We start from the raw sequence: 9,976 nt of genomic DNA, 5'->3' as shown, positions 1-9,976 counted from the left end.
CTACTTAGCGGGAAACAAAATGCCCGTCGTCAGTAAATAGGCGGCGGGCACGATCGAAGTAGCGCATCCAATAGCGATTGGTCAGCGGATCGATGCGAATCACAGCACCTGTGCGCGGTGCATGCACGAAGCGATTATCGCCAATATAAATGCCAACATGATTAATCGCGCGGCTATTGCCTAAGCGAAAAAACAGTAAGTCACCAACGACCAACTCTTTTTCGGTGACATCTCGACCAGCTAGCCTTGCCATTTGCGCCGCAGTACGAGGCAGCACAACATCGCTAACATCGCGATAAATATACTGCACCAACCCAGAGCAATCGAAGCCTTCTTCAGGCGAAGTGCCGCCCCATTTATAGGGTGTGCCCATCAACGTTAATGCCGTCATGACCATATCGTCGGCTGCGGCTGGTGATACAAGGCTGCTATCAGCAAACTTAGGTGTTGCGCTACTTAGTGTGCTCGGACCATCGGCCCACACTGTCGAACTCATTAATATCAGTCCAACCATGCCTAAAACGCTTCGATGAAGGCCGTTTTTCATGGTGTAAATCCTCTTATATTTTGCGAGGTGCGCATGGATTTTGCGCCCTCAACCCGCTATGTTGCAGGCTATTAGTTATTATCATTTCGCAAGCAATTGCTCGCGAGCGGGAGTCCTGAATGAGCCACCCTGCCGAGGCGCTTTTAAACGCTCAGCTGCAATTCTTTCTACAAGACTTCACAGGTGATGCGCTCCGCTCTCACCTAGACATTGAAGCCAACGCTTACTGCGACTTACTCGAAACTATCAGCGCTCGAGACTTGCTAAATGAAAGCCAAGTCATCTCATGGATTGAGCGCAATATCTTAAGCTATTCGCCAACCGACACAATGCGCGAACAAGCCGTTATGTTGGTGGAGCTTGGGCTAAATAATCCCAGCCACCAACAACAGCCTATGCGGCAGCTCATTAATAAACAAATTTACGACTTAATGGTACAGCGTTTAGTCGAAAGACCAGCACTGCGCCAAGAGCTCATTCACAGCGCTCTTAGCAGCCCGGTCTATACACGCGTGCTCTCCGATGTGGTTTACCACAGCATTGTCGATTATTTAACAACAGATAACGCCATCGCTCGCCGTGTCCCCGGCTTTAGCTCATTAGTGAAGGTAGGCCGCAACATGCTAGGTCGCATGGGGCGTTTAGATGAGACTATCGAGCAGGCTATCAAGGCGTATTTATCGCGCAATATTTCTGCCACCGCCAAGTTCAGTGAGCAGCTGCTCGATAAAGCCTTAAGCAACGATGCTATCGCCCAATATGCCGAGCTGGTCTGGCCGCGCTTAGAGGCATACCAACTGGGTCAGGCAACACGGCATTTAGAAACTCAAGGCTTAAGCTATTTGGCCGTGCTGTACTGGAATCAGATTCGCCAAACAGATTATATGAAGCAACAAATAAGCTTATTAGTTCAGGCATGGTTCGATCATGCTGGCGATATGCCGGCTATGCACTTCCTACGTCTGATGGGCATTGAACGTGACCATATTGCGCGTGAAGTCGTCGCTGTTGGTGAGCCTATGATCAGTGCCTTGAATGACTCTGGCTATATTGAGCTGCGCTTAAAAGAACACTTTACTCGCTTCTTCGATGCCCCTGAAACACGCACCCTGATACAAGACCTCATTGGAAAACAGGTATGAACTTAGCGGATATTCGACTCGAATATGGCCTCAAAGGCTTGAGCCCAGAGCAATGCCATGTCGACCCTTACGGCCAGCTTCAACAGTGGCTAGATGAAGCGATAGAAGCTGGTGTGCCAGATGCGACAGCCATGCATTTAGCTACCGTAGACTCAAATGCGCGGCCTTCAGGGCGTATTGTTTTACTGAAGGGCATGGCCGATGGTGCCGTGCACTTTTACACCAACTACGACAGCCGTAAAGGTCATCAATTGGCTGCAAATCCTTATGCCTCCAGCACGTTCTTTTGGCCCGAACTTGAGCGCCAAGTGCGCATTGAAGGACGTGTTGAAAAGCTTCGCGCTAATGACTCCGATGCCTACTTTGCTTCGCGGCCTTATGGCAGCCAAATAGGTGCTTGGGTTTCAGCACAAAGCCAAGCACTGGAAGCTCCTGAGCTGCTATTAGAGCGAGAGCGAGAGCTGAAGGCGAAGTATCCCACTGAAGTACCTAGACCGCCGCACTGGGGCGGCTATAGGCTAGTCGCTGATCATGTGGAGTTTTGGCAGGGTCGCCCAAGCCGCTTGCATGATCGTGTGCTGTATTTGCCATCGGGTGATGGCGCTTGGCATCGCAGCCGACTTCAACCTTAAGACCGCATGCAACATGCTTTAGGCTGGGCTATCGCAGTCGATAAACTCGTGTGCCAAGCCTAAGTTATCCGCACACCATTCGCCCAATGCCTGCACGCCATAGCGCTCGGTGGCGTGATGGCCAGCGGCAAAATAATGCAGACCGCATTCGCGCGCGACATGCACCGTGGGCTCAGAAATCTCGCCACTAATGTACGCATCGACACCATGACTGGCGGCCTGCTCAATAAATCCTTGAGCACCGCCAGTGCACCACGCCACACGCTGAATTAGCGCCGGCCCGCCAGCGATATGCAGCGGCTTACGCTGTAAGACATGCGCAATACGCTCTGCAAAAGCCTCGGCACTCATGGGACTTTCTAAACGCCCCACATCGCCAACTTGGCGCGGATCATCATATAAAGAACACTCACGTAGCAAACCTAAGCGCCGTGCCAACTGTGCGTTATTGCCAAGTGTAGGATGAGCATCTAGCGGCAAATGATAGGCAATCAACGAGATATCATGTGCTAATAACTTAGCTAAGCGCCGGCGCTTCATACCCACCACTTGCGCCGCCTCACCTTTCCAAAAATAACCGTGATGCACCAAAATCGCATCGGCATTTGCCGCAATGGCTGCGTCGATTAATGCCTCACTTGCGGTCACGCCGCTGACAATTTTGTGTACCTCATCGCGGCCCTGAACTTGTAAGCCGTTGGGGCAGTAATCACTGAATTTATCTGCGCTTAATTCGTCATCGAGCCGCGCCAATAGTGCGTTTAATCGCATGCAACCTCCTTGATAAGCTTGATGCCATGGCATCAAGCCCGTACTGTAATGCCCTGCTTGAATAGCGAGAAGGATAAATTATGCGCGCAGCAACTGCACTTCCATGGATTTTACTGGCCGGCGTGGTCGGCTATGTTGGTGTTGAGAAGCAATGGCCTGATGCGCTTTCATCTTCGCCGCCGCCTGCACCGATTACTTTGAACCTTCCGCAACCATCAGAAAACGCTAATCCGCCAGCATTAAGCGGGCCTATTTCCTACGCACCAGCTGTGGCTAAGGCCGCACCCGCAGTGGTAAATATTTACACCACGCAAACCGTGAAGCAAAACATCGACCCATTTTTGGAGCAATGGCTACGCTTTCATGGCCAAGCCGCACCGCGCGAGCGTTCGGCATCGAGCCTAGGTTCTGGCGTTATCGTTTCTAGCGATGGCTATGTGCTGACCAATGCGCATGTCGTTGCCGGTGCTGATGAAATATTGGTCGCCACACATGATGGCCGCGAAGTCCAAGCCAAACTCATTGGCACAGACCCCGACACCGACCTTGCGGTGCTTAAAATCGCCCTGAGTGATTTACCCGCCCTACCTTTCCGCCAAAACCCTAGTGCGGTTGGCGATGTCGTTTTAGCTATCGGCAACCCTTTTGGCGTTGGCCAAACCGTGACACAAGGCATCATTTCAGCGCTAGGTCGCAGTGGTTTAGGCATCAACACCTATGAAGATTTTATTCAGACCGATGCTGCCATAAACCCGGGCAATTCCGGCGGGGCATTGATTGATGTGCAAGGTAATTTGATGGGCATTAATACCGCCATCTACTCTCGCTCTGGCGGCAGCATGGGCATCGGCTTTGCTATTGCCGCACCGATTGCTCAGCAAGTCTTACAAGAGATTATCGCTCACGGCCATGTGGTGCGCGGCTGGCTGGGCATTGAGATAGCCGGGCAAAGCCATCGCGACGGCCCACCTAGCCGCGCCAAAGACAGCCAAGTCACTGTCGCTGCTGTGATGAAAGGTGGTCCTGCAGACCGCGCCGGCCTTAAGCCGGGCGATGAAATTATCAATATTGAAGGCAAATATGTGGTCAATGCTGACGAAGTTATTCGGCAAATTGGTGGCTATAAGCCCAATGCCAAAGTGGCGATTGCTGTGCGCCGAGGTAAAGCAGAAAGAACATTAACGGTAACGATGGGCGAGCGACCGAAAGCGAATTAGCTCTCAGTCGTTCAGTCCGAATCGTTTATACCGACGCGCTTAAGCGAGAATTTCGCTGAGCGCGTCGATTAAAGCGGCATGCTGATCCGGCGTGCCCGCGGTGATGCGCAAGAAATTATCGATGCGCGGCTTATTGAAGTGCCGCACCACCACCGCCCGCTCACGCAAGGCCTGCGCTAAGTCTGCGCCGCCATGCTTAGGGTGCTGAGCAAAGACAAAGTTCGCGCCCGATGGCAGCACGTCAAAACCCAAACGCTCAAGCTTCGCCGTCAAACTATCGCGCTGGATGATGACCATCTGCTGCATCGAATCAAAATACGCTTTGTCTTCAAATGCTGCCTGCGCGCCTGCCAGCGCAACACGGCCAAGCGGATATGAGTTGAAGCTATTTTTAATGCGCTCTAAGGCTTCAATTAAGTGCGGCTGGCCAATCGCTAGACCCACGCGCAAACCAGCGAGCGCACGCGATTTCGATAGTGTCTGTGTGATCAACAAGTTGTCATAGCGGCCGACTAAAGCCACAGCAGAATCGCCGCCAAAATCGATATAAGCCTCATCCACCAAAACCACAACATCGCGATTGGCCTGCAAGATTTGCTCAATCGCATCCAAGGCCAATACACAGCCCGTGGGCGCATTGGGGTTGGGGAAAATCACGCCGCCATTAGGGCGCGAATAGTCAGCAGGGTTAATGACGAAGCTGTCGGTCAGCGGCACAGTCTCGTAGGCGATGTCATAGAGCTGAGCATAGACCGGGTAAAAGCTGTAGCTGATGTCGGGAAATAGCAGCGGCTTATCGTGCTGAAATAGGCCGTGAAAGGCATGTGCCAATACTTCATCGGAGCCGTTACCAACAAACACCCACGACTTATCGCCACCTTGAGCAGCAAGATCGTAATAGTCGGAGATGGTTTGGCGCAACGCATCGGCATTAGGGTCTGGATACAGGCGCAAGTCGTCGTTCAGAGCCGCTTGCATCGCCGCGATGGCTTTTGGCGATGGCCCGAATGGATGCTCATTGGTGTTGAGCTTAATCAGATTGCTGATCTTTGGTTGTTCGCCCGGCACATAGGGCACCAACTCGCGCACACGCGCACTCCAGAAACGGCTCATCGCGTTTGATACTCCTAAAAAGTTTTCGCCTTAAGCGCTTCAATCAGCCTTAGGCAATAAGCGATATTCGGCCGAACGCGCATGCGCCGTTAAGCCCTCACCGCGCGCCAACACAGAAGCCACTGCAGCCAGTGTTGATGCACCTTGTGGCGAGCAACCAATCAAACTGCTGCGCTTTTGAAAATCGTAGACACCTAGCGGCGATGAAAAACGCGCGGTGCCCGAGGTTGGCAATACGTGGTTTGGCCCGGCGCAATAATCACCCAAAGCTTCAGGCGTGTGGCGGCCTAAGAAGATGGCGCCAGCATGACGAATCGATGGCAATAAAGCCTGAGGGTCGGCCACCGATAACTCTAAATGCTCAGGCGCAATGCGATTAATCAGTGCCAATGCTTCGGCCTCATCGGCCACTAAAATCAAGGCGCCACGCTCACGCAATGATGTGGTGGCAATGTCCACGCGATCTAAGGTTGGCAACAGACGCTCAATCGATGCTTCAACAGCATCTAAATACGCCGAATCGCAAGCGATCAATAAAGACTGGGCTTGCTCGTCGTGTTCGGCCTGCGAAAACAGATCCATGGCAATCCAATCTGGATCGGTTTGGCCATCGCAATAAATCAAAATTTCTGATGGCCCGGCGATCATGTCGATGCCGACTTGACCGAAGACATGGCGTTTGGCGGTGGCGACATAAATATTGCCAGGGCCCACAATTTTATCCACGCGCGGCACGGTTTCGGTGCCATAAGCCAAGGCCGCAACCGCTTGCGCACCACCGAGCGTAAAGACACGATCGACCTCAGCCAAATGCGCGGCAGCAAAGACTAATTCGTTGATCTCGCCGCGTGGAGTCGGCACCACCATGATGATCTCTGCAACACCAGCAACTTTTGCCGGCAATGCGTTCATCAATACCGAAGAGGGATACGAGGCTTTGCCGCCAGGCACATAAATGCCGACACGATCGAGCGCAGTGACTTGCTGGCCAAGGATGGTGCCATCGGCTTCGGTGTACTGCCAAGACTCTTGCACTTGATGTGCGTGATAGCGTCGGATGCGCTCAGCAGCTTGCGTTAGCGCATCGCGTTCAGTATTTGGCAGGCCGTCATAGGCTTGCTTTAAGCGCTCTGGGCTGACTGATAAATCAGCCATGGTAGCGGCATTAACTTGATCGAATTGATTGCTGAACTCGACTAGCGCCGTATCACCCTCGGCACGCACACGCGAAATGATGTCGAGAACACGCGCTTGCACAGCGGCATCAGACACGCCCTCCCATGCCAGCAAGGTATCGAGCTGCTGATTAAAGTTGGCGTCGCGGCTATCGAGTCTTTTCATGCCCTACCTATCCAAAATATATCGCGTGCTGGCCTTAGGCAGACACGCACTCGCGCGCATCTACAGCGGCCTGCAACTTGGCCACTAATGGTGCAATCTGCGATTGTTTCATTTTCATCGCCAGCTTGTTTACGATCAGCCGTGAACTCACTTGCATGATCAATTCGCGCGGCTCTAAACCGTTTTCTTTCAGCGTTTTTCCGGTGTCGACCACATCAACAATAACATCGGCCAAACCCATCACCGGAGCTAGCTCCATCGAGCCATAGAGCTTGATCAGCTCGACCTGCTCGCCGCGCTCGGCATACCAGCGCTTTGCTGTATTGATGAACTTGGTCGCCACACGTAAACGCCCTGCTGGTGCTGGCGCATTGACCGCAGCAGCGGTCATTAAGCGGCATTGAGCAATGCGTAAATCGACTAGCTCAAATAAACCATCGGCACCGTGCTCGACCAATACATCCTTGCCAGCAACACCAATATCAGCCGCACCATTTTGTACAAACGTGGGCACATCGGTGGCGCGTAAAATGATGATGCTCACACCGTCTTGCGAGGTTGGAAAAATCAGTTTTCGGCTTTTTTCAGGATCTTCTAAAAGCTCAATACCCGCCTCTGCCAGCAAGGGTAGCGTGTCTTTTAAAATACGTCCCTTGGACAAAGCAATCGTTAAACTCATGAGGGTCTCCGCGATAAACGCTGAACATCGGCGCCAAGGCCGCGCAGTTTCTCATCGAGGCTCTCATAGCCACGGTCCATATGGTAAAGCCGATCCATCACGGTCTCACCTTCAGCCACCAATGCTGCTAGCACTAGCGACATGGATGCGCGCAAATCGGTCGCCATGACCGGTGCTGCGAGCAAAGTATCAACGCCAGTAACAACAGCAGTATGGCCATCGACACTGATCTGCGCGCCAAAACGGCTAAGCTCAGGCACGTGCATAAAGCGGTTTTCAAAAATGGTTTCGCTGATGGTGCTAACACCCTCCGCCACCGTATTTAGCGCCATAAACTGCGCCTGCATATCGGTAGGAAATGCAGGGTGCGGTGCGGTGCGAAAGCTCACTGCTTTCGGGCGACGGCCATGCATATCTAAACTAACCCAGTCAGGGCCTGTGTTAATTTCGGCGCCAGCTTCTTCAAGCTTCAGTAAGACGGCATCAAGTTGCGATGGGTCGGCGTGGGTGGCGCGAATAGAGCCGCCGGTAATGGCGGCAGCACATAGATACGAACCGGTTTCGATACGGTCTGGAATCACCGCATGTGTGCAGCCATGGAGCTTTTCGACACCATGAATAGTGATCGTTGAGCTACCAGCGCCTTCGATGTTTGCACCCATAGCGATGAGCATTTCAGCGAGGTTAACAATCTCTGGTTCGCGCGCGGCGTTTTCAATAACCGTAGTGCCTTCAGCAAGGCTCGCGGCCATCATAATATTTTCTGTGCCGCCCACAGTCACCATGTCGAAAATCAAGCGCGCGCCTTTTAATCGGCCATTCACTTTGCCATGCACGTTACCGTTTTCTACGCTAATTTCAGCGCCTAACTTTTCCAGTGCTTTCAAATGTTGGTCGACTGGACGTGAGCCAATAGCACAGCCACCGGGCAAAGACACTGTCGCCTCGCCATGACGTGCAAGCAATGGCCCGAGCACCAAGATCGAAGCACGCATGGTGCGCACTAACTCATACGGCGCAACAGCAGAGTTCAGCGAGCTTGCATTGATGTGCACGACATTATCATCGGCAAATTGCACGTCGACACCCATGCTGCTGACGACTTTTAAAATCGTCGTCACGTCTTGCAGCTTAGGCACGTTGGTGACGGTAACCGGGTCATCGGTCAGTAGAGGGGCTACCAATAAAGGTAGGGCAGCGTTTTTTGCGCCAGAAATGCGCACATCGCCACTCAGGCGACGACCGCCAACGATCAATAATTTATCCATGGAAGTGCGAGCCGCCTGTGCTAAGAGTTAAACGAAAGGGTTCAGCCGAAGAGCTTCATTTTACGCCATTCTTCGGGCGTCAGGGTACGCATGCTTACCGCATGAATGGCACCGCTGGAGATATGTGCTTGCAAGGGGCCGTAAATAAACTGCTGTTTAGCCACCGGACGCATGGTTTCGAAAGAGCTGTGCACCACAGTGACATTGAATTTCCCGCCATCGCCTTCGACAGCAATGTGATCTGCATCGGTAATTGCAGCGCTCAGGAGTTGTTGGATTTCACTGGCATTCATAGCGTTACATTTCCTTCCATAGTGCGTTCTACGGCAAAAATTTTATCTAAATTACTGGCGGCTAAAATTGACACCAAACGCTCTGGCGCTTGCGTTAGCGACAGCGTGCTATTACGACTAATAGCAAAACGCTGCCATGCCATGAGCACAGCGGCGGTAACGCTACTACCTGTTTCTAGCGCGGAAAGCTCGCAAGTCCAAGCACTATCAACTGGCAAAGCGGCCAAAATAGCTTGGCCTTCGCGCTGGCAAGCACCGGCATTGTTGTAGTCAACACGGCCAGCTAAGCTCAAGCCATTGGGCTGCGGCGCAATCTGATGGCTCATTATTTTGCCTTAACCACTTCGATTGGGGCAGGCGACCAACCAGCAATAGCCTTGTCTAAGTTGCCAGCACTTTGCTCGACGACTTCTGCGAAGCGCTTACGGAAAGTCAGGCCAAGGTTTAAACCATTGACGATCAAGTTACGAGTCATCCAGCGGCCATCGCCAGCTCGAATCATTTGGAAAATGATTGGCACTACAGTGCCGTTTTCCAAAGCAACCTCAACTTCGACTTGTGCACGATTAGCATCATCGCCGGGCTTGTAAGGCTTCACTGTGACTTTTTGATTGTCATAGGAAGTCAGGCCGTTGGCGTAAGTGCGTACCATGCTTTGTTTAAATATGGTGGCGAATTGATCGCGCTGAGCATCGCTAGCTTGGCGAAAATACTGACCCATAACACCACGTGCGATGCCCGGAACATCAACAAATGGTGTGATATTTTCTTCGATTACCGCATTTAATGCTGTTGGGCTTTTGCGTAGCGCCGCGCGGTCTTTATCGATGCGTGCGGTGAGCTGAGTAATGGCCGTTTGCACTACTGCTTGCGGGTTAGTTTCAACAGCGGCCTGCACTACCGCAGGCAAAGCTAGGGCAAGTACAGGAACCAAAACAGACCATGTTAGAAAGCGCGACATATCAAATCTCCA

The 9,976-nt window shown here is 52.4% G+C and carries 12 protein-coding genes; 3 read left to right on the top strand and 9 right to left on the bottom strand.

What is annotated here, in order from left to right; translation table 11 throughout:
* Positions 1 to 4 precede the first annotated feature (4 nt).
* Positions 5 to 547 (bottom strand): C40 family peptidase, encoded by a 543-nt coding sequence (locus AC3DKE_RS00920; protein WP_487989764.1) that lies wholly within the window; start codon positions 545 to 547, stop codon positions 5 to 7.
* Positions 548 to 666: 119 nt separating this feature from the next.
* On the opposite strand from AC3DKE_RS00920, the gene AC3DKE_RS00915 reads away from it, so the two are divergent.
* The gene (locus AC3DKE_RS00915; protein ID WP_487989762.1) at positions 667 to 1,689 is read left to right on the top strand and encodes a hypothetical protein; all 1,023 of its coding nucleotides are present in this window, start codon (positions 667 to 669) and stop codon (positions 1,687 to 1,689) included.
* Positions 1,686 to 2,321, top strand: a complete 636-nt coding sequence (gene pdxH, locus AC3DKE_RS00910) for a pyridoxamine 5'-phosphate oxidase (RefSeq protein WP_487989760.1) — start codon at positions 1,686 to 1,688, stop codon at positions 2,319 to 2,321. The genes AC3DKE_RS00915 and pdxH overlap by 4 nt, the downstream gene beginning before the upstream one ends.
* Before the next feature lie 18 nt (positions 2,322 to 2,339).
* Here pdxH and AC3DKE_RS00905 read toward each other — a convergent pair whose 3' ends face one another.
* Positions 2,340 to 3,092, bottom strand: coding sequence for a Nif3-like dinuclear metal center hexameric protein (locus AC3DKE_RS00905; RefSeq protein WP_487989758.1), 753 nt, complete (start codon positions 3,090 to 3,092; stop codon positions 2,340 to 2,342).
* Positions 3,093 to 3,169: 77 nt separating this feature from the next.
* On the opposite strand from AC3DKE_RS00905, the gene AC3DKE_RS00900 reads away from it, so the two are divergent.
* Positions 3,170 to 4,309 carry a S1C family serine protease gene (locus AC3DKE_RS00900; RefSeq protein WP_487989823.1) on the top strand — a complete coding sequence of 380 codons (1,140 nt, stop codon included), beginning with the start codon at positions 3,170 to 3,172 and terminating at the stop codon, positions 4,307 to 4,309.
* 39 nt (positions 4,310 to 4,348) lie between these two features.
* Here the strand turns inward: AC3DKE_RS00900 and hisC are convergent, their stop codons facing one another.
* Genes hisC through AC3DKE_RS00865 form a run of 7 tightly spaced genes read right to left on the bottom strand, consistent with a single transcriptional unit; the run spans position 4,349 to position 9,964 of the window.
* A complete protein-coding gene (gene hisC, locus AC3DKE_RS00895; RefSeq protein WP_487989756.1) occupies positions 4,349 to 5,422 on the bottom strand; it encodes a histidinol-phosphate transaminase in 1,074 nt (357 codons plus the stop codon).
* Positions 5,423 to 5,461: 39 nt separating this feature from the next.
* Positions 5,462 to 6,763, bottom strand: a complete 1,302-nt coding sequence (hisD, locus tag AC3DKE_RS00890) for a histidinol dehydrogenase (RefSeq protein WP_487989754.1) — start codon at positions 6,761 to 6,763, stop codon at positions 5,462 to 5,464.
* Between the two features lie 34 nt (positions 6,764 to 6,797).
* A complete protein-coding gene (gene hisG, locus AC3DKE_RS00885; protein ID WP_340675598.1) occupies positions 6,798 to 7,442 on the bottom strand; it encodes an ATP phosphoribosyltransferase in 645 nt (214 codons plus the stop codon).
* The gene (gene murA / locus AC3DKE_RS00880; protein ID WP_340675597.1) at positions 7,439 to 8,710 is read right to left on the bottom strand and encodes a UDP-N-acetylglucosamine 1-carboxyvinyltransferase; all 1,272 of its coding nucleotides are present in this window, start codon (positions 8,708 to 8,710) and stop codon (positions 7,439 to 7,441) included. The genes hisG and murA overlap by 4 nt, the downstream gene beginning before the upstream one ends.
* Before the next feature lie 41 nt (positions 8,711 to 8,751).
* Entirely contained in the window at positions 8,752 to 9,003 is a 252-nt protein-coding gene (locus AC3DKE_RS00875) for a BolA family protein (protein ID WP_340675596.1), read from the bottom strand.
* Entirely contained in the window at positions 9,000 to 9,329 is a 330-nt protein-coding gene (locus AC3DKE_RS00870) for an STAS domain-containing protein (protein ID WP_340675595.1), read from the bottom strand. The genes AC3DKE_RS00875 and AC3DKE_RS00870 overlap by 4 nt, the downstream gene beginning before the upstream one ends.
* Complete coding sequence (locus AC3DKE_RS00865) at positions 9,329 to 9,964, bottom strand: MlaC/ttg2D family ABC transporter substrate-binding protein (protein ID WP_487989752.1); 636 nt, start codon at positions 9,962 to 9,964, stop codon at positions 9,329 to 9,331. Before AC3DKE_RS00865 ends, AC3DKE_RS00870 begins: the two co-directional genes overlap by 1 nt.
* Between the last annotated feature and the right edge of the window lie 12 nt (positions 9,965 to 9,976).

The organism is Paraperlucidibaca sp., assembly GCF_982810325.1.
Note: the sequence above shows the minus strand (reverse complement) of the source record. Positions and strands in the feature narration are given on the sequence as shown.

What these genes read in the sequence shown, in the direction of transcription:
- murA (WP_340675597.1), bottom strand. Translation starts at nt 8,710, where the DNA reads ATGGATAAATTATTGATCGTTGGCGGTCGTCGCCTGAGTGGCGATGTG.
- AC3DKE_RS00865 (WP_487989752.1), bottom strand. Translation starts at nt 9,964, where the DNA reads ATGTCGCGCTTTCTAACATGGTCTGTTTTGGTTCCTGTACTTGCCCTA.
- pdxH (WP_487989760.1), top strand. Translation starts at nt 1,686, where the DNA reads ATGAACTTAGCGGATATTCGACTCGAATATGGCCTCAAAGGCTTGAGC.
- hisC (WP_487989756.1), bottom strand. Translation starts at nt 5,422, where the DNA reads ATGAGCCGTTTCTGGAGTGCGCGTGTGCGCGAGTTGGTGCCCTATGTG.
- AC3DKE_RS00920 (WP_487989764.1), bottom strand. Translation starts at nt 547, where the DNA reads ATGAAAAACGGCCTTCATCGAAGCGTTTTAGGCATGGTTGGACTGATA.
- AC3DKE_RS00870 (WP_340675595.1), bottom strand. Translation starts at nt 9,329, where the DNA reads ATGAGCCATCAGATTGCGCCGCAGCCCAATGGCTTGAGCTTAGCTGGC.
- hisG (WP_340675598.1), bottom strand. Translation starts at nt 7,442, where the DNA reads ATGAGTTTAACGATTGCTTTGTCCAAGGGACGTATTTTAAAAGACACG.
- hisD (WP_487989754.1), bottom strand. Translation starts at nt 6,763, where the DNA reads ATGAAAAGACTCGATAGCCGCGACGCCAACTTTAATCAGCAGCTCGAT.
- AC3DKE_RS00875 (WP_340675596.1), bottom strand. Translation starts at nt 9,003, where the DNA reads ATGAATGCCAGTGAAATCCAACAACTCCTGAGCGCTGCAATTACCGAT.
- AC3DKE_RS00915 (WP_487989762.1), top strand. Translation starts at nt 667, where the DNA reads ATGAGCCACCCTGCCGAGGCGCTTTTAAACGCTCAGCTGCAATTCTTT.
- AC3DKE_RS00905 (WP_487989758.1), bottom strand. Translation starts at nt 3,092, where the DNA reads ATGCGATTAAACGCACTATTGGCGCGGCTCGATGACGAATTAAGCGCA.